Source organism: Geodermatophilus maliterrae, from assembly GCF_041018925.1.
Classification (GTDB): domain Bacteria; phylum Actinomycetota; class Actinomycetes; order Mycobacteriales; family Geodermatophilaceae; genus Geodermatophilus; species Geodermatophilus maliterrae.
In genome coordinates this window covers 23825-48720 of the sequence record NZ_JBFNXQ010000019.1, presented here as the reverse complement: position 1 = coordinate 48720, position 24896 = coordinate 23825, and the positions used below count along the sequence as shown (strand labels likewise).

General features: G+C 74.2%; 19 protein-coding genes and 4 pseudogenes. 13 read left to right on the top strand and 10 right to left on the bottom strand.

Going from position 1 to position 24896, the window contains the following annotated elements; genetic code table 11:
- Positions 1 to 357: 357 nt before the first annotated feature.
- Entirely contained in the window at positions 358 to 522 is a 165-nt protein-coding gene (locus tag ABQ292_RS08470) for a hypothetical protein (RefSeq protein WP_369205204.1), read from the bottom strand.
- 241 nt (positions 523 to 763) lie between these two features.
- Between ABQ292_RS08470 and ABQ292_RS08465 the strand changes: the two genes are divergently transcribed.
- From ABQ292_RS08465 to ABQ292_RS08455, 3 genes and pseudogenes are all read left to right on the top strand, one after another.
- Entirely contained in the window at positions 764 to 907 is a 144-nt protein-coding gene (locus ABQ292_RS08465) for a hypothetical protein (protein ID WP_369205202.1), read from the top strand.
- Positions 908 to 924: 17 nt separating this feature from the next.
- Positions 925 to 969 (top strand): annotated as a pseudogene (locus ABQ292_RS08460) (hypothetical protein); the annotation flags it as partial.
- A 79-nt stretch (positions 970 to 1048) separates the two neighbouring features.
- Positions 1049 to 1363: pseudogene (locus ABQ292_RS08455) on the top strand (potassium-transporting ATPase subunit C); the annotation flags it as partial.
- A gap of 1034 nt (positions 1364 to 2397) precedes the next feature.
- Here the strand turns inward: ABQ292_RS08455 and ABQ292_RS08450 are convergent.
- The gene (locus ABQ292_RS08450) at positions 2398 to 2574 is read right to left on the bottom strand and encodes a hypothetical protein (RefSeq protein ID WP_369205200.1); all 177 of its coding nucleotides are present in this window, start codon (positions 2572 to 2574) and stop codon (positions 2398 to 2400) included.
- A 634-nt stretch (positions 2575 to 3208) separates the two neighbouring features.
- On the opposite strand from ABQ292_RS08450, the gene ABQ292_RS08445 reads away from it, so the two are divergent.
- Both ABQ292_RS08445 and ABQ292_RS08440 read left to right on the top strand, forming a co-directional pair.
- Complete coding sequence (locus ABQ292_RS08445) at positions 3209 to 3820, top strand: hypothetical protein (RefSeq protein ID WP_369205197.1); 612 nt, start codon at positions 3209 to 3211, stop codon at positions 3818 to 3820.
- 62 nt (positions 3821 to 3882) lie between these two features.
- Positions 3883 to 4134 (top strand): annotated as a pseudogene (locus tag ABQ292_RS08440) (transposase); the annotation flags it as partial.
- A 48-nt stretch (positions 4135 to 4182) separates the two neighbouring features.
- Here ABQ292_RS08440 and ABQ292_RS08435 read toward each other — a convergent pair.
- Together ABQ292_RS08435 and ABQ292_RS08430 are read right to left on the bottom strand one after the other, a co-directional pair.
- Positions 4183 to 5940 (bottom strand): alpha-keto acid decarboxylase family protein, encoded by a 1758-nt coding sequence (locus ABQ292_RS08435; RefSeq protein WP_369205195.1) that lies wholly within the window; start codon positions 5938 to 5940, stop codon positions 4183 to 4185.
- The gene (locus ABQ292_RS08430) at positions 5937 to 7139 is read right to left on the bottom strand and encodes an alpha/beta hydrolase family protein (protein WP_369205193.1); all 1203 of its coding nucleotides are present in this window, start codon (positions 7137 to 7139) and stop codon (positions 5937 to 5939) included. Before ABQ292_RS08430 ends, ABQ292_RS08435 begins: the two co-directional genes overlap by 4 nt.
- A 179-nt stretch (positions 7140 to 7318) precedes the next feature.
- Here ABQ292_RS08430 and ABQ292_RS08425 point away from each other — a divergent pair, with 179 nt between their 5' ends.
- Complete coding sequence (locus ABQ292_RS08425) at positions 7319 to 8803, top strand: class I adenylate-forming enzyme family protein (protein ID WP_369205191.1); 1485 nt, start codon at positions 7319 to 7321, stop codon at positions 8801 to 8803.
- Between the two features lie 8 nt (positions 8804 to 8811).
- On the opposite strand, the gene ABQ292_RS08420 is transcribed toward ABQ292_RS08425, so the two are convergent.
- Positions 8812 to 11733 (bottom strand): AfsR/SARP family transcriptional regulator, encoded by a 2922-nt coding sequence (locus ABQ292_RS08420; RefSeq protein WP_369205189.1) that lies wholly within the window; start codon positions 11731 to 11733, stop codon positions 8812 to 8814.
- Between the two features lie 357 nt (positions 11734 to 12090).
- On the opposite strand from ABQ292_RS08420, the gene ABQ292_RS08415 reads away from it, so the two are divergent.
- Genes ABQ292_RS08415 through ABQ292_RS08405 form a run of 3 tightly spaced genes read left to right on the top strand, consistent with a single transcriptional unit; the run spans position 12091 to position 13058 of the window.
- Positions 12091 to 12663, top strand: a complete 573-nt coding sequence (locus tag ABQ292_RS08415; protein ID WP_369205187.1) for a hypothetical protein — start codon at positions 12091 to 12093, stop codon at positions 12661 to 12663.
- On the top strand, positions 12612 to 12848 hold the full coding sequence (locus ABQ292_RS08410; protein WP_369205185.1) for a hypothetical protein: 237 nt from the start codon (positions 12612 to 12614) through the stop codon (positions 12846 to 12848). The genes ABQ292_RS08415 and ABQ292_RS08410 overlap by 52 nt, the downstream gene beginning before the upstream one ends.
- A 9-nt stretch (positions 12849 to 12857) precedes the next feature.
- The gene (locus tag ABQ292_RS08405) at positions 12858 to 13058 is read left to right on the top strand and encodes a BBE domain-containing protein (protein ID WP_369205183.1); all 201 of its coding nucleotides are present in this window, start codon (positions 12858 to 12860) and stop codon (positions 13056 to 13058) included.
- A gap of 12 nt (positions 13059 to 13070) precedes the next feature.
- Here ABQ292_RS08405 and ABQ292_RS08400 read toward each other — a convergent pair whose 3' ends face one another.
- Positions 13071 to 13805, bottom strand: coding sequence for a hypothetical protein (locus ABQ292_RS08400; protein ID WP_369205181.1), 735 nt, complete (start codon positions 13803 to 13805; stop codon positions 13071 to 13073).
- Between the two features lie 138 nt (positions 13806 to 13943).
- On the opposite strand from ABQ292_RS08400, the gene ABQ292_RS08395 reads away from it, so the two are divergent.
- Together ABQ292_RS08395 and ABQ292_RS08390 are read left to right on the top strand one after the other, a co-directional pair.
- Positions 13944 to 15146 (top strand): cation:proton antiporter, encoded by a 1203-nt coding sequence (locus tag ABQ292_RS08395; protein WP_369205179.1) that lies wholly within the window; start codon positions 13944 to 13946, stop codon positions 15144 to 15146.
- Positions 15147 to 15164: 18 nt separating this feature from the next.
- Complete coding sequence (locus ABQ292_RS08390) at positions 15165 to 16043, top strand: DMT family transporter (protein WP_369205177.1); 879 nt, start codon at positions 15165 to 15167, stop codon at positions 16041 to 16043.
- Between the two features lie 6 nt (positions 16044 to 16049).
- Here ABQ292_RS08390 and ABQ292_RS08385 read toward each other — a convergent pair whose 3' ends face one another.
- Genes ABQ292_RS08385 through lysS form a run of 4 tightly spaced genes read right to left on the bottom strand, consistent with a single transcriptional unit; the run spans position 16050 to position 22358 of the window.
- Positions 16050 to 17465 carry an APC family permease gene (locus ABQ292_RS08385; protein ID WP_369205175.1) on the bottom strand — a complete coding sequence of 472 codons (1416 nt, stop codon included), beginning with the start codon at positions 17463 to 17465 and terminating at the stop codon, positions 16050 to 16052.
- A complete protein-coding gene (locus tag ABQ292_RS08380; RefSeq protein ID WP_369205173.1) occupies positions 17462 to 17932 on the bottom strand; it encodes a hypothetical protein in 471 nt (156 codons plus the stop codon). Before ABQ292_RS08380 ends, ABQ292_RS08385 begins: the two co-directional genes overlap by 4 nt.
- Positions 17929 to 18984, bottom strand: coding sequence for an LLM class flavin-dependent oxidoreductase (locus ABQ292_RS08375; RefSeq protein ID WP_369205171.1), 1056 nt, complete (start codon positions 18982 to 18984; stop codon positions 17929 to 17931). The genes ABQ292_RS08380 and ABQ292_RS08375 overlap by 4 nt, the downstream gene beginning before the upstream one ends.
- Complete coding sequence (gene lysS / locus ABQ292_RS08370; protein ID WP_369205169.1) at positions 18981 to 22358, bottom strand: lysine--tRNA ligase; 3378 nt, start codon at positions 22356 to 22358, stop codon at positions 18981 to 18983. The genes ABQ292_RS08375 and lysS overlap by 4 nt, the downstream gene beginning before the upstream one ends.
- A 936-nt stretch (positions 22359 to 23294) precedes the next feature.
- Here lysS and ABQ292_RS08365 point away from each other — a divergent pair.
- Both ABQ292_RS08365 and ABQ292_RS08360 read left to right on the top strand, forming a co-directional pair.
- Positions 23295 to 24188 (top strand): annotated as a pseudogene (locus ABQ292_RS08365) (IS256 family transposase); the annotation flags it as partial.
- Positions 24189 to 24501: 313 nt separating this feature from the next.
- The gene (locus ABQ292_RS08360) at positions 24502 to 24747 is read left to right on the top strand and encodes a hypothetical protein (RefSeq protein WP_369205167.1); all 246 of its coding nucleotides are present in this window, start codon (positions 24502 to 24504) and stop codon (positions 24745 to 24747) included.
- Positions 24748 to 24896: the final 149 nt, after the last annotated feature.

Below are 24896 nucleotides of genomic sequence, written 5' to 3'. Positions count from 1 at the left end.
CCGGCGAAGAGGGTCACGATCCGGCGGAGCGCGTCGACGTCCGCCAGACCTCACGCGTCCTCGGCGGTGGGCGGCCCGGTCAGCCGGGTGGTGCGGACAGGTTGCGCCGTGTGGTCTGCAGTGGGGGAGGAGGCACTGCCGCCAGCGTCTCCGGTGGCGCCTCGCTCCGGGTGTAGTCGATGCGAACCCAGGCGACCTTCCGGGACGTCTCGACCGTCCAGCCGTGCGCGCTGCAGATGCGCGCGACCAGGTAGAGGCCAAGTCCACCGTCGGCGGCGTCCCGGTCGGCGGCGGGAGTCGGCGGCGTCTCGACCGCAGCGTCGCCGACGGCCAGCAGCCAGCCGTGGTCGAAGGCGGTCAGATCGACGTGTACCGGGACCCGTCCGTGCCGGAGGCGTTGGAGACGAGTTCCTCGACGCACAGCAGCAGGCGTTCCTCGGCGCCCTCCGACACCGGACCGGTGGCCCAACGGCGGTCCCCGCCGTGCAGCGCGGCGGCCGCCTGCCGTCGGATGACGGTCACGTCCATCGGTGTGGCCGGCTCCCAGTGCCCCACGGGTACCGCGTCTAGACCCGGTTCCGGCACCGGACGGCGACGCCAGAGCGCCTCGCTCATCCGCTCCCCTGCCCCTCGACCGCGCCGGCCCCGATCTCGGAGCCGAGTCCCTCCAGGCATGGCCGGACCGACGAGGACGCGGGTGCCGGCGGCCGGCAGCCGGCAGCCGGCAGCCGGACTGACCAGAGACCGTACTCGACGGATCACGATGAGTTCTTCTCCTCGTATCCCCCGCTCCGGGCGCCCGCTGTGGGCGGCGACTCGCGCCGTGCCCGGGTTCACGGTGCTGCTCGGCATCGCCTACCCGCGGGTGATCACCGGCATCGCCCAGGTCATGCGGACGGCTCCCTGATCGAGGTCGACGGCACCGTGGTCGGCTCGTCGCTGATCGGTCAGGCCTTCACCGACGCCGGCGACGACCCGCTGCCGCAGTACTTCCCGTTCCGCCCGTCGGCCTCGGACCACGACGGGAGGTGCGTCGGGCGGGTCCAACCTCGGCCCGAACTCCCAGGAGCTGGCCGTCCTGGTCGAGGAGCGCCGCGCCGCGGTCGCTGCGCTCGAGGGCGTCGACCCCGCCGACGTCCCGCCGGACGCGGTGACCGCCTCGGCCTCGGGCCTGGACCCGGGCATCGCACCGGAGTACGCGGCGATCCAGCTCGAGCGCGTGGCACGGGAGCGCGGCGTCCCGGTCACCGACGTCGAGGCACTGCTGACCGCGGCCACCGCGGGCCGCGACCTGGGCGTCATCGGCGCGCCCTACGCCGATGTCCTGGCGCTGAACCTGTCCCTGGATCGCGAGTTCCGCTGAGGCGCACCCATCGTGCGCATGAAGCGGTCGAGGCGTCCATCGCGACGTGCGGGCACCACGCCCAGCACGGGCCGGTGCCCATCGGCCCTCGCTCGGTCGACGCCGATCTCGGTCGAGGAAGTCGAAGGAGGCAGGCGTACGCCGGTGCCCAGCGGGCACGCTGCGGATCCGGAGCCGCTGGCATCCCGCAGACCGACGACGACGGAGGCTCGATGACCACACCAGGAGCGGCCGACCCCGGCTCACGGGCGCCGGGGCTGCCCGCCGAGCCCACCGTCCGGATGGGCCGCCCGCCGGTACCCGGTCGCCCGAGACCCCCGTCGACCGAGACCGCCGCGGCAGATCCCGAACCGACACCCCTCGACGAACCCACGGTGACACTGCCCGACGGGGCGCCGCAGCCCGCGCATCGGACGATCCGGTTCGGCACACCCGTCCCGGTCAAGGTCACCGTCGGTCCTCGTGTCCGTCCCCGGCGCCGATACCGGACTCGGCCGTAGATCACCGCGGTCGTCGTCCTCCTCCTCGTGCTCGGAGCGGTCCTCCTGGCGATGCTGTGGCGAGGCGCGACCATCGACGGGGACGTCGACCTCATCGGGCGGACGGGCGGCTCGAGTGGCGCGCCGGCACGGTCATGGGCTGGTAGGCCTGACGCGGATGCTGCCGGCCGCGCCGGACGACGACGTCGCCATGGTCGCCCTCCGCCTGCATCCGCAAGATCTGCCCCGACCCGCGAAGGCCGGGCCCAAGCGCGTGCCACCCGGCGTGCCCAGCACACCGGCGGACCGACATCCACCTCCGCGCGAGGCATGACCCAAGGCCGCGCAGCGCCGCTCGTTGACCCCCATTTGACCACCATTGCGCCTCGTTCACCGACGTTCGAGGCTGCTCGCAGTCATTCCGTATCGGGCCTGACCTGCGTGTTAGCCCTCCGGTGAACCCCCGCGAACCCCCTCTCCGCTCGGCGGGCCAAGCGGTCGGTGAACTCAAAGCCCCGGGCCTGGCGGATGTTGGGCCTGTCCGCAGCCCGATGGTCATGCTGCGCCGAGGGATGGGCGCCGGCGGGAGAGGGTTCTCTTGGCCGTGCTGCGTAGGGCAGTGATGTCGCGGATGAACGTGCCGCGGGCGCTGAGGCGGCGGACGATCTCTTGTTGTTCGACTGGGGTGAGGTCGTCGTAGGTGTTGTTGTCGCCGGCGAGGGCGCGGTCCACGGCGATCTCGTCGATGTCGTTTCACGGGGGTGAGCGGCATGAGCACCATGCCGATCAGGTCCGCCCGGCCGAGGAGGTCGGCTGCCTCGGGCAGCGCGAACGTCTGGCGCAGTCCCCATGGAGCAACCTCCTGGACGGCTGGGCGCTGCTCGCGCGTCATGGTGAGCACTAGGTCGGTGTCTTCGGCAGTTCGGCCGTGAAGGCACGTGAGCGGAAGCCGGCCGGGTCGCCGTCCCGCGTGGCCAGCACCGTCGCCGCACCCGGGTTTCATCGGTCGCCCGGTGACCGCGTCCAGGCCCGCGGTGGGGAGAGGGACGTTGGCGAGCTCGGGGCTGTGCCGCAGTGCTTCCTCGGCTCACGCCACGGCGAGCCGTTCGGTCAGCGGGGACCGGCAGAGGTTGCCCGTGCAGACGAAGAGGAGACGCACGGCCGGACGGTAAGGGCGATGGAAGGCGCAGCCACCCGTTGACCGGAGTGCCTCATTGAGCGGGGGAACGCCGGTGATGTGCCGCACGGTCGAGTATGAGCCTGGGGTCGGTGCGTGCGGACGTGATGCGGTGATGACGCGGCGGTGATGGCGGAATCCGCAGGATGCTGCAGCCGTCATGCCGTCGCAGAGCCGAGGGAGGCCGACGTGGTCGCACCACAGCGGAACAAGGTGGAGCAGATCGAGGACTTGTTCGCCCAGCTCACACCCGAGGAGCTCGACCAGCTCGTTCCGCGCAACACCGTCGTGTCCCGACTGGTCCTGGTGCCCGCCTACCGGCACACGGCCGTCTTCGGCATCCGGCAGAGCTGCCTCTATCCCTACAACGTCCTCGCCAGTGGAGCGGGCCGCACGGACGGGAAGGGCCGGGCTGTGATCCCGGTGGGCCGCATCCTGGGTTGTCTGCGGGCGGGGGAACCCATGCACCCGGGTCTGCAGACCGGCGGAGCGGGCCCCGGCGCGCTGCCGGGGGACCTGTTGCTGGTCGGCGGCCCGGTGACGGTCGTGACCGCGGCGAGCGAGGAGCCGGTCATCATGACGGCGACCACCGAGGAGGTGCCGCCGTTTGGACCTCTCGCGACGCCGGGGAGCATCCCGCTGTCCTGGCGGACGCCTGCGCTGAACACCGGCGCCGCCGTCTTCGACGACATGCGCGTGGTCGTGCGCAGCCACACGCCGACCGGCGATGTCGCGGCGGCGGTGCCGTTCGCCTGGCACTCGACGATCGAGTGCGTTTTCGACTTCCTCCTGCAGGGCTGATGGGTTCCAGCGGCCCATGCGGTGCTCGAGGCCGAGGGGCCGGGTGTGCTGCCGGAGTGGTCGACGAGGGCCTTGACGACCCGCGGGTCCGCCGCTGTTTGCGCCGCCGCGGGATCACCGCCCGGATCGCCCGCATCGGCCGCGACTCCAGTGCCCGCCTGGGCCGGCACCGCTGGGTGGTCGAGCGCACGCTGGGCTGGCTGCTGTCCTACGAACGCCTGGCCCTGCGCTACGACCGCACCGCCACGACGATCACCTCGCTGGCCCGCCTCGCGGTCACCCTCATCTGCGCCCGCCGCCTACCGAGCAACTAATGCAACGTCTACTTACACCACCAGGCGGGACGGCACCGACTCCGGTGCTCATCGCGGCAGTTCAGTTGCTCGCGCGCTGTTGGCGTGCGCCAGTGCCTGCGCGAGGGTCGTCAGCAGCTCCGGAACCTCGGTAGGCGGTAGGACGGCTTGGACCAGCGTTAATCGTCTGGGCTGGTCCTCTGCGGCGGCCAAGGCCGACTGGAGCTCGCTGTGCGTCGTCACCCGCACGGCGTGCGGCGGGGTCGCTGCGGCCGAACCGCCGAACAGCTGCGGCGCCACGGTCCAGTCCCAGCGGGAGATGTCGTTGTAGGGCTGCGTCGGGCCGTGAATGGCGCGTTCGACGGCGTAGCCGTTGTTGTCCACCACGATCACAACCGCGGGCAGCTCGGCTCGGATCACGGAGGCGAGCTCCTGGATGGTCATCTGCGCTGCGCCGTCACCGATGAGGAGCACCCCCCGCCGGCCGGGCCGGGCGGTGCAGGCGCCGAACATCGCCGGCAGGGTGTATCCGATCGACGCCCACAGGGGTTGGCCGATGAAGGTGACGTCGGCCGGGAGCCGGTGCGTGGCCACGCCGTAGAATGCGGTGCCCTGGTCGGCGAGCACGATGTCGCCGGGGCGGAGGAACGCGGTGACGGCCGCCCAGAGCTGCGAGTGGGACAGCGCCGTCCCCTCGTCGGGCACGGATGGAGCGGATGGCGCCTCCGACAGCGTCGGTTGTGGTGTCGGCATGCTGCGTGCGGCACCGGTCTCCCGGCCGGCCAGTTCGCTGATCAGGGCGGTCAGGGCCGCGAGTGCGGTGGGCAATTCGAGGGGGCTGAAGGTCGCCGCCCCGACGTGTGCGGAGCGGCCACCCAGATCGATTGTCCGGTCCCGGTCGATGTGCTGAGTGAACATGCCGCTGTTCAGGTCGGTGAACTGGACACCGGCGAGGATCAACGCGCCGGCGTCCTCGACGGCGCTGCGGGTCTGCTCGGCGCTGCCCGCACCGGCGTAGGTGCCGGCGAAGCGGGGCGAACTCTCGTCCACCAGGCTCTTGGCCCACAGCGTCGTGGCATGGGGGAGTGGCCCGGCGTCCACGAGGGTCATCAGCTGCCTGGTGGCCCCTAGTCGGTGGACGAGGAGCCCGGCCAGGACGGTGACGTCGAGGACGGAGCGGACCCGGCCGAGCAGGCGGGCGGCGGCGTCGACGAACGCGGCGACCACCGCGGGATCACTCGTGTCGTCGGTTACGGGAAGGGGCCTCGAGGGCCGCCCGACGGGGGCGTCCGCGACATCGGCCGGGACCAGCAGGTAACCAGGCAGGCCCTGGTCGCGGACGGCGGTCAGCACCCGGTCGATCTCCGGTGCAGCGTTGTCGGCGGTGAGTGCTGCCCGGGCGCACGTCACCCCGGCGTGCATGCCGGCGAAGTGTGTGAAGTCACCATCTCCCAGCGTGTGGTGCACGAGTCGGCGTGCGGCCTGCGAGGCGCGCGAGGGCGCGCCGACGACGTGCACGACCGGCACGTGCTCGGCGAAGCTGCCGGCGATGGCGTTCAGCGCGCTGAGCTCACCGACGCCATAGGTGGTGAACAGCGCCGCGATCCCCCGCATCCGGCCGTAACCATCAGCGGCGTAGCCGGCATTGAGCTCATTGGTGCAGCCGGTCCACTCCACGCCGGGGTGGGCCACGACGTGGTCGAGCAGCGCCAGGCTGTAATCGCCGGGAACCCCGAAGACCCGGTCGATGCCCAGCTCGGCCAGCCGGTCGACGAGGTGGTCGCCAACGGTGTACGGCGCGGACGTCGCGTTCTCGATGGCGCTCACGCCGGCACGTGCTCGTCGAGCCAGTCGAAGACGCGCTCACCACGCAGGCCGGCCGCCGTGGGCTCGCAGTGGGAGTCGGCGCCCTCCTCGGCGGTGAAGCGCAGCAGCGTCACCGGGCAGGTCAGCTTCGCGACCAGCTGCGCGGACTGCCCGGGCCAGAACTGCTCGTGCTCGGGGTCGGTGACCAGCACCGGGCAGCGGATCGCCGCCGCCTGGTCGTCGGTCAGGGCGTAGGCGCGGGCGGCGGTGAAGAAGTCGAAGGGCGAGGTGACGCCGTAGGGCCGCATCCGCCACTGCAGCACCGTCCGGGTGGCCGGCGACAGCTTCAGGGCCCAGCGCATCTCGGTGTCGAAGCGGTCGCGGTCGCCGGAGTCCAGCATACGGACGAGGTGGTGCGGCAGCTGGGCGAGCATGGTGGTGGAGACGTCGACGACGCCGGGGTCGGCGACCGCCGCGGCCACCCGGTGCTCAGCGGCCAGCGCCCGCGGCACCCAGTACCCGCCCTGGCTCACGCCCATGACGGCGATGCGGGCGGGGTCGACGTCGGCTCGGGCGACCAGCGCGTCGACCACCGGGGTGAGCACGTGCTCCCAGTCGGGCCGAAACGGGATGCCCTGCCGCACGAGCGCGGCGTTCTGGCCGGGGCCGTCGTAGGTCATCGCGTTCCAGCCGCGGGCCAGCGCGTCGGCGATGCCGCGGGTCCAGGCGCCGACCACGGACCCGTCGCTGCCATTGGTGTAGACGAGGGTGCGGCGCGGTTCGTCGACCGGACCGGAGCGGAAGAGGTAGCCGGGCAGGGTGGTGTCCTCGTAGGGGACGAACAGGCGCTCGACGGCCACCTCACCGACGGCGTCGGTGAGGTCGACGAAGCGGTCCCACGCGTCGCGGTGCCGCTCCCACAGCGTGGCGAACTCCCCGGTGGCGTCGGCCTGGTCGGTCGCCTCGGACCAGTAGCCGGCCGCCCGCAACCAGCGCGCCGCCGCGGTGCGCCGGTGCCCCTCGGCCTCGGCGGCCCCCGCCTGCGCGGCCAGCCGCTCGGCCGTGGCACTCCACTGCTGCACCCAGGCGCGCCGGTCGCCGTTCGGGATCCGGTCCACGGTGGTCAGGACCTCGCCGACGTCGGCGGCGCGCGACCAGGTGGCGCCGAGGACGCCCTCGACGGCGAACTGGAGGTCGGGGTCCTTGAAGAACGCGTGCACGTCGGTCTCCGATCGGGAGGGGAGGACCGCACTGTCGCGGCGGCGGCTCCAAGGCGGCTCCAATCCCGGCCCGGCGGGGAGGAGGACCGCGTCCGCGGGCTGGCGCGCCGTTGGAGTCGGCGGGTCGACGATGGCCGCACCGACCGCCCGTCGGGGGCGGACCTCCCGAGGGGACGACCGTGGACGCCTACGTGCAGGACCTCGTGACCGTGCTGCAGCGGAACGGGCACCGCTCCGTCTTGCGGCACGCGGGCATCGACACCACGGCTGCCGCCCTCGTGGCCGCCGTCTCTCGGTACGCCCGCGCGCTGGAGTCCCTGGGCGTCGGCCCGGGCGACCTGGTCGCGGTGTTCGCCCCGAACCGGCCCGAGGCCCTCGCCGTCCGCTACGGGGCGCACCTGGCCGGCGCCGGGGTCATGTTCCTTCCGGCGCCGACCGACGCCGACCGGAGGGCGCGGCTGGTCGCCCAGGTCGACCCGCGCCTGCTGGTCGTCTTCCCGGAGACGGCTGGCCTGCTCCCGGACGGCGTCGCGGCACCGGTGGCGGCGGTGGGCGCGGTCCCCGGGATCGCGCTGCGGCTGGACGCCCTCGCCGCCGGCCTCGACGACCGCCCGCCGCCCTGTCGCGCCCGCTCGGGCGACCTCGCGGTGGTCGTCCCCTCCGGCGGCACCACCGGCGTGCCCAAGGGCAGCCGGCGCGACTTCGCCGGCTACACCGCGATGGTCGCGGGTCCGGCCCGCACCGACCGCCGGCAGCTGGCCAACGGCTCGCTGGCCCACCTCACCCAGGTGCTGGTCGACCAGACCCTGCTCGGCGGCGGCACCGTCGTGCTGCAGGACCACTACGACGCGGTGGCGACGCTGTCGGCCATCGAGAGCGAGCGCGTCACCGACCTGTTCCTCGTCGAGCCGCAGCTGTTCGACCTGATGGACCGGCCCGAGGTGGCGCGGTACGACCTGGGCTCGCTGCAGACGCTCACCCACGTCGGCGCGCTGGCCCCGCCGGTGCTGCGGGCCCGTGCCCGCGCGCGGCTCGGCCCGGTGGTCGCCCACACCTACGGCTGCAGCGAGGTCGGCATCGTCAGCGCGCTCTCTCCCGCCGAGCACGACCGGCCGTCCCGGTTCTCCTGCTCCGGCCACGTCCTGCCGGGGGTGCGGGTCCGGTTCCGCCGATCAGACGGGAGCATCGACCCGCGTGCCGGGGCCGTGGAGGTGAGGGCGCCGGGGATGGCGGAGGGCTACCGCAACAGGCCGGCCGAGGAGGCCGCGGTCTTCGTCGACGGCTGGTACCGCACCGGCGACCTGGGCTGCCTCGACGACGAGGGGATGCTGCGCGTGCTGGGCCGCGTCGCGGACATGGTGGGGCCGGGGACGGTGCTGCCGGTCGACCTGCAGGAGACGGTGTGCCACCTGCCGTCGGTGCGCTATGCCGTCGTCGTCCCCGACGCCGCCCGGGGCGTGCGCGTCGTCGCGGCGGAGGCCTGGCCGGGCGGCGAGGTGGACCTCGGGTCGTGCCGGGCGGCGGTCACCGCCGTGCACGGCCGGGAGGTCGCGTCATCTGTCCAGGTCCTGCGGGTCGACCGGGTGCCGCTCACCGAGCAGGGCAAGCCCGACCGGGCGGCCCTCCGCGCGTCTGCGGCCGCCGTCGCCGAGGTCTGTGCCTGAGCGGCCGGTCAGGCGGGCGTGGGAACGGCGCGGGGCGGGTCGACGACGTCAGCCAGGGTGAGCCGGGCGCCGTCGGCGCGCGCCCGCTCCGCGGCGCCCGGGTCGAGCGCGGCGGTGACGTCCCGGAGGACCTCCGGCGTCGCCTCGAAGGCCGGCCAGCGCAGCCCGTTGCGCAGCGCCTGCGTGCGGGCCGCGGCGAACAGCCGCACCGCCTCCTGCGGCCGGCCGGCCATCGCCGTGGCGACCCCCCGCAGCTCGAAGGCGACCGGCCCGTCGGAGGTGCCCAGCACCAGGCGGTGGCCGATCATCCGGTCGGACCAGGACAGGGCCGTCGCCGCATCACCGGAGCGGATCGCGGCGACGACGGCCATCCCGGCCACCAGCAGGGCCACGTGCACGTTGCCCAGCGCCAGCGCCCGCCCGTGCAGGGTCGTCAGCCGGGCGCCGGGGAGGACGCCGGAACCGCTGTCCACCAGGGCGGCGCAGGTCTCGGCGAGCAGGGCGAGGTCCGCGTCCCCGCCGGCCGCCCGCGCCGCTGCCGCCACGGAGCCGGCGACCGCACGGGCCGGCTCCAGCGCCCCGGCCACCACCAGGGAGTGGGCGAGCAGCGTCTGCACCTCGGCCACGGTGCGCGACAGCGCGTCCCCGGTGCCGTCGAGCATGTCCGAGGCGGCGGCGAGGTGCACGGCGGCGAGGTCGTCCTGGCCGCCGGAGGACAGGTGGTGGGCTAGGGTGAGCCGCACCAGCGCTGCCGACAGCGGGTCGGCCAGGTGCTCGGCCTCCAGCGCCCGCTCGGCCCAGGTGCGGCCCTCGATGGTCTTGCTGCGGAAGTACCAGTACGTGCCCAGCCGGCCGGCGAGCCGCACGCCCTCGGCCGAGGGTGTCTCCACCAGCAGGTACTGCAGCGTCGCGCGCAGCGTGGGCAGGTCGTCGTCGAGGGCGTCGAACCACGCGCTCTCGGCCACGCGGCCCAGCGGCGGTTTGGCGAGGGTGAGCGCGGTCGTCCACTCGTCGCGCCGGCGGCGCAGGGCAGGGACCTCGGTGCCGGCCGCGTGCGACGCGTGACCGCGAACTGTGGCCAGCTGGGCGAACCGCGAGGGGCCGCCGAGCCGCGCCGGCCCGAGCGGGACCAGCAGCGAGTGGTGCACCAGGCGGGCGACCAGGTCCGCGGTGTCGGTGCCGGACCGGGCTCCCGCCCCGAGTCCGCCGAGGACGGCGCCGGCGGTGGCCACGGTGAACGGGCCGGGCAGGACCGAGGCGGCGCGGTGCAGCTCCGCCTCGTCGGCCGGCAGCAGCGCGTAGCTCTGCTCGATGGCGGCGCGCACCGTGTGGTGGTGGTCGCTGCCGCGCCCGGTCCGCGCCAGCGAGCTCGGGTCGGCGGTGACCTGGTGGGCGATCTCGTCCAGGCTGAACGCCCGCGCGCGTGCCGCCGCGAGCTCCAGGGCCAGCGGCACGCCGTCGACGGCGGTGGCGATCCGCACCACCGCGCTGAGCAGGCCCAGGTCCTCCCGGTCGGCGCCGGCGGCGGCCAGCCGGTCCAGCAGCAGGGCGACCGCGGGGGAGGCGGTGACGTCGTCGTCGCCCTCGGGGAGGGGCAGCGGGCCGAGCCGGTGCAGCCGCTCGCCGTCGACCTCGAGCGGCGTGCGGCTGGTGGCCAGCACGGTGAGCGGGGTGGCGCCGGAGAACCAGTCGTCGACCAGGTCGGCCACCGGGTCGAGGACCTGCTCGCAGTTGTCGAACACGAGCAGCGCGCGCCGGTCGCGCAGGTGGGCGCGCAGCGCCTCCGCGGGCCGGTCGGTGTCGGCCGGGGCGAACCCCAGCGCGGACACCACGGCGGACAGGACGGTGACGGCGTCTCTGGCCGCGGTGAGGTCGACGAACCAGACGCCGTCGGGGAACCGGTCGGCGACCGTGCGCGCGACCTCGATGGCCAGGCGAGTCTTCCCGCACCCGGCCGCGCCGACCAGGCTGACCAGCCGGGACCGCATCACCAGGCCGGTCAGCTCGGCCAGCTCCTGCCCGCGCCCCACCAGGGACGAGGTGCGGTGGGGGAGGTGCGCCGGTCGCCGGGCGGCCTCCTCGGGGGCGGCGCGCCGCAGGGGAGGGGCCGGCGGGGCCGGCCGGGCGGGCGCCGGCGGGCCGGCCAGCGTCGGGTCCTCGGCGAGCATCCGGCCGTGCAGCTCACGCAGCTGGGGCCCCGGCTCCAGTCCTAGCTCCTCGCGCAGCACGGCGCGGACCTGCTGGTAACTGCGCAGCGCCTCCTCGGGCCGGCCCAGGCGGTGCTGGGCCAGCATCCGCAGGCTCCACAGCCGCTCGCGCAGCGGCGTCTCGGCCACGGCCGCGCCCACCTCGAGCAGCGCCCGCTCCGGGGCCCCGTCGGCCAGCAGCGCCTCGGCCAGCAGCTCGCGCAGCTGGTCGCGCAGCTCCTCCAGCCGGGCGACGGCGGCGGTCGCCCACGGCTCGTCGGCCACCGTGGGGTAGGGCCGCCCGCGCCACAGCCCCAGCGCCTGCTCCGCGGCCCGGCCAGCCTCGTGCGGGCGGTCAGCGGCGAGCAGCGCCCTCGCCTCGCCGGTGAGCGCGGCGAAGCGCCGCGAATCGATGGTCGCGGGGTCGGCGACCAGCCGGTAGCCGCCCGGCTCGCGCACCAGCACCGCCGACGGGGCACCGGGTCGCCGGCCGGGCTCGAGCGCCTTGCGCAGCCGCCAGATGTGCGAGTCAAGCGTCGACGGCGAGCGGGCCGGGGACTCCTCACCCCACATGGCCTCGGTGAGCGCGTCGACGCTGACATGCCGGCCCGCGTTGACCAGCAGCAGCGACAGCGCCGCGACGAGGCGGGTGCCGCCCAGGGCGACCGGCGTCCCGGCGCGGCGGACCTCGAGCGGGCCGAGATCCCGGAAGGACAGCACGTCGGCAGTGGCGTAGCCCTGCACGATGGACCCCCTCGCGTGCCACCCCCGTGCCCGCGACGACGAGGTCCGGCCCCGCCCGGGGAGCCGCTGGGCGAGTGCGCGCGACCACCGTCGATGACGCTGCAGCGTCGGACCACTGCGTACCGCATCTGACGCCGCCCCGGTAGGGGGTTCCGAACGCGGCCGGCCACCGGGGCAGGATCAGTGCCTGCCGGCGGTCCGCGCCGCGGTCGTCGCGGGCCGGCGAGTCACCGTGCGCGCCGGCGACCACTGCTACACGGGCTTCGTGACCGACAACCCCGGCGGGGTGGTCCTCGACGTCTCGGGGAAGCGGGCGGTCACCCGGACACCCGACGGCGGCATCCGGCTGGAGAGCGGGTGCACGAACTGGGACGGCTACGAGCTGCTGTACGAGAGCCACGGCGTGACGCTGCCCGCGGGCTCCTGCTGCTCGGTGGGTCGGGCGGCCACGTCGTCGGCGGGGGCGGCACCTTCGGCGTCGTCACGGCATACACGTTCCGCGACCTGCCGGCACCTCCGCCGAGCATCCAGCGGGCGACCACCACGTGGCAGTGGGACGCCCTCGACGCGGCGTCGTTCGCCACCCTGCTGCGCAACCACGGCGGCTGGCTGGCCGTCAACAGCGCGCCCGACAGTCCCGGCCGCCGGCCGTTCGGGCTGCTCAAGCTCTTCCACGTCTCCGCCGGCACGGTCACGCTGCTCACCCAGGCCTCCGGCGAGGACCCCGCCCTGCTCGACGAGTTCCTCGGCGCGCTCGACGACGGCGTGCCCGCGGCCGCGCTGCCGACCACCACGCGGCGCACGATGCCGTGGCTGCAGGCGACCAGACGCTCAACGGCTCGGGCCCCAACCAGCGGGGCAAGTACGAGTAGGCGTACATGCGCCGGCCGTTCCCCGACCGGCACGTCGCGGCCCTCCACGCCGCGCTGACCGACCCGTCGTACAGCAACCCGCAGGCGCTGGTGCAGGTGGACACCTACGGCGGACGGGTCAACGCCGTCGCGACCGCTGACACGACGGTGTCGCAGCGCTCATCGATCATGAAGCTGCAGTACCAGACCTTCTGGACCGACCCCGCCGAGGACGAGCTGCACCCCGGCTGGATCCGCCGCTGATACGCCTCGGTGTACGCCGCCACCGGCGGGGAGCCCGCGCGCGACGACGTCACCGACGGCTGCTACGTCAACCACCCCGACGTCGGCCTGCGGGACTGGCCGACCCTCTACCTCGCACCGAACTACCGCCGGCTGCAGGAGGTCAAGGGCCGAGGGGACCCCACCGACCAGTTCCACCACGCCCAGTCGGTCCGCCCGCCGGGCCGCTGACCAGGCACAACGTCACCGGGCGGCGGTGGGCGCGGAACGCGGGACGGCGGTGAACAGGTCGACCAGCGGGTCCCAGCGGTTGCGGCGTCCCGGCGGGAACCGGCGCAGGGAACGGGCGCGGCGCGCGCTGCTCTCGGGATAGCGCCGCCGCGCCCACGGCGACCCTGGCCGGGCCAGCCGCACCGCGGCGACGAGGGCCACGAACGGGACGAACACGCCCACGACGCCGAGGACCACCCGGCCCTTGAGGACGGCGACGAGGGCGGCGGCGACGTGGACCAGCAGCGTCAGCGCGAGGAGGCCCTCGCCGCGTGCCCCGTCGGCGTCGAACGGGTTGGCGCCGATCAGCAGCATGACCCCGACCACCAGCGCGATCAGCACCGCGTCCACCGAGCTGCGGCCCTCGCGCGACCAGTACACGTCCTCCAGGTGCAGCCACAGCGCGAACTCGTCGAGGGTCAGGGCCGCACCGGTCCCGAACAGCACGGCGAGCAGGGCGCCGCCCGCCCCGGACGGGCGGTAGGCGAACTCGGCCGTCCCGGTGCCCAGCAGCAGGAAGATGCCGTACACCTCGTGGTGCACGTGCACCCCGCCGACGCTCGCGTCCCGGAACGGCCCCCGGCCGGTGCGGATCGCGTGCGTGACGAACCGGGTCACGAGGAAGGCCACGAGGAAGCCGAGGACCAGCCAGGCGACCAGCTCGCGGCGCCCGCTGAGCACCGGCATCAGTCCCGGGTCCAGGTCCACTCCGTCTCCCGCCGTGTCAGGGACTCCCCGCGATCGTGCCGCCGGGACCGCCGCCGTGGGGGCCGCGCAGGCGTGCCTTCCGCTGCGCTCCGGGACCCGCGAGGATCGGTACGCGCTCCGGCGGAGGGGAGGGTCCGGGTGGACGACGTCGTGTCGATCGACACCCTGGCCGCCGTCGCTGCCGTCTCGCTGCTCGCCGCCGTCGTGGTCGGGCTCGTCCCGCGCCTGCCGGTGCCGCAGGTGGTGTTGCTGCTCGCCGGCGGCATGGTCCTCGGCCCGCACGTCCTCGACGTCGGGGCCGCCCAGGACGTGCAGGTCCTCGCCGACGTCGGGCTCGGCTTCGTCTTCCTGCTGGCCGGCTACGAGCTCGACCTCCGCCTGTTCCGTGAGGACGCCGGCCGGCGGGCGCTGCTCGCCTGGTTCGTGTCCCTCGGACTGGCGCTGGGGGTGGTGGGGGTCCTGGCCGCCACGGGCCTGGTGCGGGCCTTCCTGCCGGTGGCGCTGGGACTGACCACCACCGCCCTGGGGACGTTGCTGCCGGTCCTGCGCGAGAAGGGTCTCCTCGGCGGCCGGCTCGGGCGCCACCTGCTGGCCACCGGCGGTGTCGGCGAGTTGTTCCCCGTCCTCGCCATCGCGGTGTTCCTGGGCACGCAAGGCAGGGTCGCCGCCCTGGCCTCGCTGGCCGGGGTCGCCGTGCTCGCCGTGGTGCTCGGTGTGCTGCGCCGCGGGGTCCGGGACGGCAGCCGGCTCGCCGTCGTCGTCGCGGCGGGGCAGGATGAGACCGCGCAGATCACCCTCCGCGGCACGGTGCTGCTGCTGGTCGCGCTCATCGCGGTCACCGACCAGTTCCACCTCGACGCGGTGCTCGGTGCCTTCCTGGCCGGTGTCGTCCTGCGGCGGTGGGTCGGCGCGGCCGCGCCGCAGCTGGAGGCGAAGCTGGACGCGGTGGGGTACGGCTTCTTCATCCCGGTGTTCTTCGTCTCCTCCGGCATGGCGCTGGACCTGGCCTCGATCGCGGAGTCGCCGCTGCGGCTGGTGCTGTTCTTCGCGCTGATGCTCGCCGTCCGGGGCGGCCCGCCCCTGCTGCTCTACCGCCGTGTGCTCCCGGCGCGGCAGCTGGTCCAGACCGCGCTCGTGAGCGCGACGGCGCTGCCCGTGCTGGTCGCGCTCACTCAGATCGGCCTGCGCAGCGGCACGATGCTGCCGGAGAACGCCGCGGCGCTGGTCGGAGCGGGCGTGCTCACCGTGCTGGTGTTCCCCGCGCTGGTCGTCGCCCTCGACCGGCGGCCGGCGGAGCCGGCGCCCGTCCCGGCCTCGGGAGGCCCGGCGGGGACCGGGTGACCGCGCGGTGACCCGGCCGTGACGGCGGCCGCCGGGGCCGCTGCCGGGCTGGCGCTCCTGGCCGCGGCCCTGTTCGCGCTGGCGTCCGCGGTGCAGCAGCAGACGGCAGCGGCGGTGCCGGACGGGCGGGGCGGGAGCCTGGGCCTGGTCGCGTCCCTGGCCCGGTCGCCGCGGTGGTGGGCCGGCACTCTCGCCGACACCGGCGGCTACGTGGCACAGGCGGCCGCGCTCGGCCTCGGGTCGCTGCTGCTGGTCCAGCCGCTGCTGGTCACGACCGTGCTCTTCGCCCTGCCGCTGGGCGCCCGATGGGCCGGACGGCGGCTGCGCCGGGCCGACTGGGCGTGGGCCGGGGTCTTGGTGGTGGCTCTCGCGGCGTTCGTCGTCACGGGTGAGCCGACCGCCGGCAGCGACGCGGCCGGCTGGCGGCACTGGCTCCCGGCGTGGGGCGTCCTCGCCGCTGCGGGCGGCGGGTGCCTGCTCGGCGCCGCTCTGCGGCGGGGCACCCCGCGCGCGGTGCTGCTGGCCCTGACCACCGGCATGGCCTACGGCTTGGCCGCCGCCCTCACCAAGGGCGTGGTGGACCTGCTCGACGACGGCGTGATCGCGGTGCTCACCTCCTGGAGCACCTGGCTGCTGGCCGCGGCCCTCCTCGGCGGGACGCTGGTGCAGCAGGCCGCCTTCCAGGCCGGTCCGCTCGGCGCGTCCCTCCCGGCGGCGACCGTCGGGGAGCCGGTGGTCGGCGCGGCGCTCGGCATCACCGTGCTCGGCGAGCGGCTGCAGGCCGGAGGCGCCGAGTGGGTCCTCGTCGCGGTGCTGGTCGCGGCCATGGTCGTGGCCACGACCGCCCTGGCCCGCTCCTCGGCGGCTCCCGCTGCCGCTGCAGCGTCCGCTTCCTGACGCCGGTCAGCTCGTGGGAGCGGGGACCGGCGCCGGCCCACGGCGTCGGGCCAGGAGGGCGAACACGAACGGCGGCAGGGACAGCACGACGGTCGCCAACGCCAGCAGGGCCACGTAGACGACGGTGTCACCGGTGGCCAGCTGGGTCGGCGGCACGAAGCCGAGGAGGAAGGAGACGAGGCAGCCCAGCAGCCCGACGCCGCCGACGAGCCACACGCCGGGCAGCCCGCCGGGGATCCGGTACGGCCGGAGGACGTCGGGCCGGGTGTGCCGCAGCCGGATCACACTGGCGAACACCAGCGCGTACATCACCACGATCACCTGGGCGGTGACCGCCGACAGCATCCAGTACGAGGTGCTGACGCTCGGCACGACGACGAACAGCAGCGCGAACACGGTGCCCGCGAGACCCTGCACGACCAGTAGGGCCACCGGGACGTCGTTGCGGTTGGTTCGCCCGAACCGTCCGGGGGCCAGCCCCTCCAGGGCGACGACCGCGACCCCCTTCGCCGGGCCCAGTACCCACGGCGTGAGGTGGGCGACGCCGCCGAGGACCACGAGGACCGCCAGCGGCGGGAGCAGCCAGCTCACCGAGAGCGTGTCGAGCACACTGGCGAACAGCTCCATCGTCCCAGAGACCAGGCTGATCTCGTGCCGCGGCAGCACGAAGGCCATGAACAGCGAGCCGAGCACCGAGAAAGTCACCGTGACCGCGACCGCGAGGGTGATCGCCCGGGGGACGGTGCGGCCGGGCTCGCGGGTCTCCCGCGCGTGGAAGCCGGCCATCTCCATGCCGGTGAACAGCAGGATGATTCCGCCGAGGAACGCCAGGTTGCCCAACGACACCTCCGGCACCAGCGCAGAGGCCGAGAAGGGGATCTGCGAGGCGTCGCCCCGCAGGAGGAAGGCCGCCCCGAGGATGACGACGAGCAGCGCCGGCAGGATCGAGCCCGCGATCGTGCCCACGGCGCCGATCACCGCGGAGGTGCGGACGCCCCGCAGCGCCGCGGCCGTGGTGCCCCAGAAGACGACGAGCATGACGACGACGAGGTACGCCTTGTCGTCGGCCAGCGACGGGTCGATGGCGTAGGCCGACGAGGCGGCGATGAAGGACAGGACCGTGGGGAACCAGGCGACGTTCTCGGCGTAGTCGCACCACACCGCGAGGAAGCCGGTGCGCCCGCCGAAGGCCTCCTTCACCCAGGCGTAGACCCCGCCGTCGCGCGGGAAGGCGGTCCCGAGCTCGGCGGCGGCCATCGAGACCGGCACGAGGAAGACCAGGATCGACAGCGCGAACAGCAGCAGCATGGACCAGCCGTACTCCGCCATGACCGGCAGGTTGCGCGCGCTGACGATCGACGCAACGTTGACCATCGCCAGCGCGAGCACGCCCAGGCGGGCAGTGCGTGCGGGCCGGGTCACCGGGCGCCCTCGACGACCAGCGCCTCGCGCAGCCGCCGCCGCGGCTCCTCGTCCCCCGGGCCCTGCAGCAGCACGGTCGCGTCGTCCAGGGTGAGGACGGCGCCGCTGCCGCGCGGGCGGGTCAGCGACTCGAACCGCCGCGCGGCGGCGTCCCGGTCGCCGGCGGAGGCGAACCGGTCGACGACGATGGTGGTCGCGTCATCGGGGCAGGACGCGGCAACCTCGTAGGCGCGCCCACCGAGGCTGGCGCCGGGCAGGTCGTGGTCGACGTCGGCGGCTTCGCAGATCCGCAGCCCCGCCGCCGTCACCGCGCGCTCGACCGCGTCGAGGGAGCCCGGGCCGAACGGCGCCCGGTCCCGGCCGGCCCACTGGACAACCGCGAGCGCGGCCAGCAGCGCCGTCAGCACGACCGCCGTCCCGAGGACCGCGTGCCGGCGCGCGGCGGACGCCCCGGGCTCCGCCGTCATGGTGTCCCGCTGGCCGGTGCGCCGGTCCGGAGGCGCGGCAGGACCTCGGTGGCGAAGAGCTCGTCGGACATCGCGAGGAGGTCCGGGTCGGCGTCCCGGGAGCCGGGGACCACGACGATGCGGTCCAACCCGAGGTTGATCAGCTCCTGCAGGCGGGCGACGCAGTGCTCCGGCGTGCCGGCCACGGCGAAGCGGTCGAGGAAGGCGTCGGGGAGGGAGGTGGCGTGGCCGGCCGTGGTCAGCCCGTGGGCGGCCTCGTCGTAGGCCGCGCGGACCCCGGCCACCACGGGGCGGTCGTCCTCCGGGACGACGTCCATCGGCCCCTCGGCGACGACGTGGACGAAGATCGCGGCACTGCCGCGGACCAGGTGCCGCGCGACCGCGGCGTCCGGGTGCACGGCGACGTTGACGAAGGCACCGAGCGAGGGCCGTGCTCCCGTGCCCCGGACGGCGTCCCGCGCGTGGGCGACCGCCCAGGACACCCGCTGTGGATCGGCCCCGACGGTGAGGTCGACCCGCCCGCACCGCCGGGCCGCGAGGGCGATGGTCGCCGGGCCCGTCGCGGCCACGGACACCGGGACCTCCCCCGGGTGGAAGGCGTCGATCCAGGCCATGCGCGCTGTGCCCCCTCCGGCGACGGGCACGGCCTCGCCGCGGAGGAGCGCCTGGAGCGAGACGAGTCCCTGCTCGAGCTCCGCGGTCGTGGCCGGGAGCAGGCCCACCTGTCGTACTGCGGAGTCACCCCGGCCGAGGACGACCGCGGCCCGGCCGCCCGACTCGATCTGCAGCGTCGCCACGGCGGCCGCCGTCACGGCCGGGTGGCGGGTCACCGGGTTGGTGACGGCGGGGCCCAGGCGCAACCGCCGGGTCTCCCGGGCGGCCAGCGCCAGTTCGACGTAGGGGTCGCCGACGAGTTGCTCGCTGTCGGCCAGGAAGAGGCCGTCGAACCCCCAGGCCTCCGCCTGCACCGCGCGGCCCACGGCCCGGCGTGGGACCGGGAACCCGTGGAGCCAGAACTCGCACCCGGTCCGATCCCGATCCGCCCCGTTCACGCCGCCCGCCCCTGAGGGTCCGACGGCGACGGCACCCCGCCGACGGCCCGGGGCACCAGCAGTGACCCCAGCCCCGGAACGGCGAGGAAGCCCTCTGCGCCGGCGTAGCGCAGCCCCACCCGCGGGAGGTCCGCGCGGCGGCGGACGGCGAGGACGCGGGGGAGCCACTCCGGGTCGAAGCGCGCGTTGAAGTCCCGCAGCGACCGGATCTGGAAGTACGGGTTGAGCACCCCGACCGCCCAGCGCGCTGCCCGTTGACCGGTCGTGAACGGCACGTCGTCGGCGAACAGCCGGCCCCACATCGCGAAGTTCATCGACAGCCGTGCCACGCCCCGGGAGCCGAGGGCGGTGGCCGTCTCCGCGATGAGGAACTCGGTCATGCCGTTGGGCGCGTCCGGGTCGTGGCGCATGAGGTCGAGCGTGTAGCCGAAGGAGGGACCGTACGCGGGCACCAGCCGCAGGAAGCCGCCCGGCACGCCACGATCGTCGAGCGCGACGCAGAGGAGGAACTGCGGGTCCGCGCCCGCGCCGCGCACGTCCTGGGACAGCGTCATCGTGAACCCTCGCTCCGGGTTCTTGCCCCGCCAGCGGGCGCTGATCGCGTTGAGCTGGTCGACCAGCGCCGGCGGTGCATCGGCCTCGGCGAGCAGCCGGAACCGGTGGGTGCGGCCCACCCTCCGCACGGCGGCCCGCAGGCCCTTGTGCGCCGGACCCTCGAGCATCGGCCGCTGGCAGTCGATGACCGCCTCGTCACCGAGGTAGACGGAGGTGAACCCGCGCGAGGAGTACAGCGGCATGCTCGCCTCGCGCACGGCCAGCAGTGCCGGGGTCCAGGCCCGTTCCTCGCACATCGTGAGGAACTCGTCGAGGACCCGCACCACCGACTCCTGGGCCCCCACGGGGTCGCCGGACACCAGCGCGTAGCCGCCGAGATAGGTGTAGGCGAGGAAGGCCTCACCGTCGCTGGAGAAGAAGAAGCTCTTGTCATCGCGCAACGAGAAATAGGCCAGCGTGTCCCAACCGTAGGTGTGCACCAGGCGTGAGGCGTGCTGCCAGTCGTCCTCGGTGTGCGGGCGGCGGGCGGCCAGTGGCCGCAGCAGCAGCACGCCGAGGACGGCCAGCCCGGCCACGCCCAGGGCGAGGAGGGCGGCCGGGAGGAAGGAGGAGAGGAACGCCGACCGGTAGGTGTAGGGCCCGTCGACGCCTACCAGCCCGCCGAGCACCGTCTCCAGCGCACCCCCCACGGTGAGGCCGGGCTCGACGCGGGACCGCTCGACCCACAGCGTGGTCAGGCCGAAGAGCAGGACGCCGCCCAGGTACAGCGGCAGGACGTGCAGCAGCCGCAGCAGCGACGGCGGGTCGCCGGGTGCGCGGAACGCCGACCGCGTCGCCACCAGCGCGACCAGCATCGCCACGCACACGGCGACGGCGACCGGGTGCGGGCCCTTGACCGCGTGCGCGACCGTCCCGACCGCGAACGACGCGACGACCACCTGCCAGGCGCGGTGCTTGCGCCGGGCGAGCTGGTGCGCCAGCAGGAGGAGCAGCAGCCCGACCACGACGGAGGCCACCGAGCCGGCGACGGGGACCCACAGCGGGTCGACGTCGACCGCCCCGCCCCCGAGCCGGTCGTGCACCACCGGGAGGCGGACGGCGAGCTGCAGGACGCCGCACAGCGCGGTCAGTCCTGCGAGCAGCCGGACGGCCAGCGGCTGCGCCCCCGCAGGGGCCGGCGGAGCGGGGACGGCGTGCGCCGAGGGAGCGAGGTCGGGGAGGGCGACCACCGAGGCGCCGGTGCCGGTGGCGCTCCCCGACGGGAGCGCGGTGGGCGGCACGAGGGGCCGCGGCGCACCGCGGGGGCCGCCGCCGGGCGGCGGGCCGGACTCGGGGCGCAGCGTGGGGAAGAGGATGACCTCGCGGATGGAGTCGACGCTGGCCAGCAGCATTACCAGGCGGTCGATGCCGATGCCCAGGCCGCCGGTACAGGGCATCCCGCGCTCGAGGGCCCGCACGTAGTCCAGGTCCACGTCGCCGGCCTCGGGGTCCCCGTGTTCCTTGGCGCGCGCCTCGGCCTCGAAGGCGGCCAGCTGCTCGACGGCGTCGTTCTGCTCGGAGTAGGCGTTGCACAGCTCGAATCCGGCGACGATCAGCTCGAAGCGCTCGACATAGGCGGGGTCGTCGCGGTGCGTGCGGGCCAGGGGTGAGACCTCGCGCGGATAGTCGACGCAGAAGACCGGCCCGACGATCGAGTGCTGCACGCGCTCGTCGTAGACCTCCTTCATCAGGCGTCCGGGACCCCAACCGGCCTCGTACGGGATGCCCAGCCGGTCGAGCACGGCTCGGGCCTCCTCGACCGGCATGGCCGGGTGCATGGTGGCGCCGGTGACCTCGGTGATCATGTCGGCGAAGCGCCGGCGGGGCCACGGCGTGGCACCGAGGTCGATGTCGTGCCCGCCGTAGTGGACGGTGAGGTCGTCGCCGAGCGCGGCATGGGCGGCGTCGGTGACCATGCCCTCGACCAGGTCCATCATGTCCGTGTAGTCGGCGAAGGCCTGGTAGGCCTCCAGCATCGTGAACTCCGGGTTGTGCCGGGTGTCGATGCCCTCGTTGCGAAACACCCGGCCGATCTCGAAGACCCGCTCCATGCCGCCGACGATCAGCCGCTTGAGGTGCAGCTCGAGCGCGATCCGCAGGTAGAGGTCGAGGTCGAGCGCGTTGTGGTGGGTGACGAACGGCCGGGCGCTGGCGCCGCCCTGGATGCTCTGCAGCACCGGCCCCTCGACCTCGGTGAAGCCGCGGTCCTCGAGGTGCCGCCGGATGGCCCGGACGGCGGTGTGCCGGATCCGGAAGACCTCTCGGGTCCGCTCGTTGACCTCCAGGTCGGCGTACCGCTGCCGGTAGCGGGTCTCGACGTCGGTCAGCCCCCCGTGCTTGGCCAGCGGCTCGACCAGCGCCTTGCCCAGGACGGCGAAGTCCTCGACGCACACCGACAGCTCCCCGCGGCGGGTCCGCATCACCGTCCCCTCCACGCCGACCCAGTCGCCCCGGTCGACGTCGTCGAACTCCGTGTGCCGGGCGGCGCCGAGCACGGAGGAGTCGACGAACAACTGGACGGCGCCGGTGCGGTCGCGCAGCGCGGCGAAGGTGAGGTGCCCCTGCCGGCGGACCAGCTCGAGGCGGCCTGCGACCCGCACGCGGTCGGTCGTCCGCTCGTCGGGGTCGAGGCCGGTGTACCCGTCATGGATGCCCGCGGCGGTGGCGTCGGTGGGGTAGCGGTAGGGGAGCGCGCCCCGGGTGTGCAGGGCCCGCAGCTTCTCGAGGCGGTGTGCGCGCCGGTCGCCGTGTCCTCCGGCGGAGTCGGTCCCGCTGACCATCGCGCCACCGTAGGGACCGGCGAGGGCACGTTCGCCGGGCTCGGCGGCGTCCTCCGGATGCCGGGGGACGGGCACCGGTGCGTCGCTGCGGAGCCGAGGTGTGGGCTCGCTGCCCGTGCCGGACGACGGCCGGTCAGTGGTCATCGAGGGCCTCCGGCTGGGTCCGGTCCGGGTAGGTGAGCTCCCCGCACCCCAGGATGCGCCCGTCGCGGAACCGGGCCAGGAGGACGACCTCGACGTGCGACACGGGCCCCTCCGGGCCGGGTGATCGTGCTCCACAACCGCTCGTTGAGGTGGTCCCTCTCCTCGGCCACGGCCATCGACAGGGTCCTGGCCGGCTGGCCGTCGTGGTCTTCGGCGGGTGAGTGCAGTCGTGCGGGCCGGGCCATCGGTCGTCCTCCCTCGGGCGGTGCGGGCCGGGACGCGGCGGGTGCCGCGGACGACCGGACTGTGCTGCCCCGGGCTCCAAGGCCGCTCCAACGGCGGCGCTCCGGATCTGCCACCTGTTGCCGGCGCGGACGTCGACTGCGCCGTCCTGCAGTGCGTCGCGCTCACCGTCGACGACGGACCGGCCGGCACGCCGGACAACTGCTCGACGACCTGCGGGCGGGCGGCGTTCGCGCGGCCTCCTCCGTCGGGCGGAACGTGGAGCGCGGTTGAAGCGCCCGCGGACATCGTGGCCTCACCCGGAGCCCACACCCCGACCAGGAGCACGACATGACCGACCAGTCCGCAGCCCACCCGGCCGACGACGCCGACGCCCTCCAGCCTGCTCCCAGCGACGGCGCCACGGCGTGCGCGGCTGTGCTGGGCGCTCCCGGTGCAGACCGCTCCGGCGTGGTCGAAGAGCTGAGGGGCGTCGTCGCCGGACCGGTGCTCACTCTGGCTGACGAACGCACCGGGCCGGCCGTCCCCGCCAGCGCCGTCGCGGTCGGGGTGGAGAAGCTCGTCGAGAGCCTGGGCATCACCTGGCTGAGCAAGTCGCAGGTCAGTGAGATGGCCAAGGAGCTCGATGGCCAGATGGCGGACTTCCGGCACCGCCGCTGGATTCCGGCCCCTACACCTTCGTCGCCGCCGAGGCGCTGGTGCTCAAGGTCCGCGAGGGCGGCCGGGTGGTCAACGTGCACGCCCTGGTCGCCACCGGCGTCAACGCCGACGGGCACCGGGAAATCCTCGGCCTGCAGGTCACCAGCGCCGAGGACGGCGCCGGCTGGCTGGCCTTCTTCCGCGACCTGACCGCCCGCGGCCTCACCGGAGTCCAGTTGGTCACCTCCGATGCCCACCGCGGACTGGTCGAGGCCATCGGCGCCACCCTGCCCGGAGCCGGCTGGCAGCGCTGCAGGACGCATTACGCGGCGAACCTGATGGCGGTCTGCCCGAAGGTGTCCTGGCCGTGGGTGCGGGCGCTGCTGCACTCGGTCTATGACCAGTCCGACGCCGCATCGGTGCACGCCCAGTTCGACCGCGTCCTTGATGCCCTGGCCGACAAGCTGCCTCGTGTGGCTGAGCACCTCGAGGCCGTCCGCGCCGACGTGCTGGCCTTCACCGCCTTTCCCAAGGCGGTCTGGCGGCAGATCTGGTCGAATAACCCCTCCGAGCGGCTCGACCGCGAGATCCGCCGCCGCACCGACGTGGTCGGCATCTTTCCCGACCGCGACGCCCCTGATCCGCCTGGTCGGTGCCGTGCTGGCCGAGCAGCACGACGAATGGATCGAAGGCCGTCGCTACCTCGGCCTCGACGTGCTCACCCGCTGCCGCATTCGACCCATCACCGGCCACGACACCGACTCCGCTACCGAGGAGGTGACCATTCCGGCGCTCAGCGCCTGACCGACAAGGAAGATCACGCGGAAGCCGTCACACACCACGCCACCAGACTTGACCCGACTACGATCGGGGCAGCCCGGCCCAGCGTTCCCAGCGTTCACAGGACGTTTCAGGGGAGTCTCTTCGGCGGCATGAGCTCATCGACAAGCCTGGCCGCGCATCGAGGACCTGCTTCCCGAGCATGATCGACGCAACGGCAGGCGGCGGGGTCACTGGCAGGTGATCAACAAGATTCGCTGGGCGCTGGCCACTGGTTTGCACGGATGAACCTCCACTGATACACCAACCAAGACTCTCGACGTGGGGGATGCAACTGATGATCGGTTTCTTGTTCGCCGTGCTCACGGCTCTTGTTCTGCTGGCGGCTGGCTTTCTGCTCGGGGTGTTCTGGCTGCATGAAGAGCACGCTCGGCTGACCGTGTTGCGTAAGGAGGTCGAGCAGAAGTCCTCGACCATGCAGCAGCTGGTTCATCCCCTGAATGCCGACTTCACGTCGCGCGGCGGGGTGTCGTCGACCGGCCGCCACCAACAGTCGACAGGTGATGAGATCCCGATGTCCTGAGCGCGGTTGCACGTCCCCGGGCACGGGGAGAACGGGGATCACCGCGAGGGAGCAACGCGGGGACGGACCGACACCGGGACGGACGACAGCCGCGACACCGGGACCGCTGACCTGGCCGTTGGGGGGAGTCAACTCAGCGTAGGTGTCAC

Coding starts and splice junctions, on each gene's coding strand:
- ABQ292_RS08360 (WP_369205167.1), top strand. CDS start 24,502: ATGATCGGTTTCTTGTTCGCCGTGCTCACGGCTCTTGTTCTGCTGGCG.
- ABQ292_RS08410 (WP_369205185.1), top strand. CDS start 12,612: ATGCGCCGGCCGTTCCCCGACCGGCACGTCGCGGCCCTCCACGCCGCG.
- ABQ292_RS08465 (WP_369205202.1), top strand. CDS start 764: ATGAGTTCTTCTCCTCGTATCCCCCGCTCCGGGCGCCCGCTGTGGGCG.
- ABQ292_RS08380 (WP_369205173.1), bottom strand. CDS start 17,932: ATGACGGCGGAGCCCGGGGCGTCCGCCGCGCGCCGGCACGCGGTCCTC.
- lysS (WP_369205169.1), bottom strand. CDS start 22,358: ATGGTCAGCGGGACCGACTCCGCCGGAGGACACGGCGACCGGCGCGCA.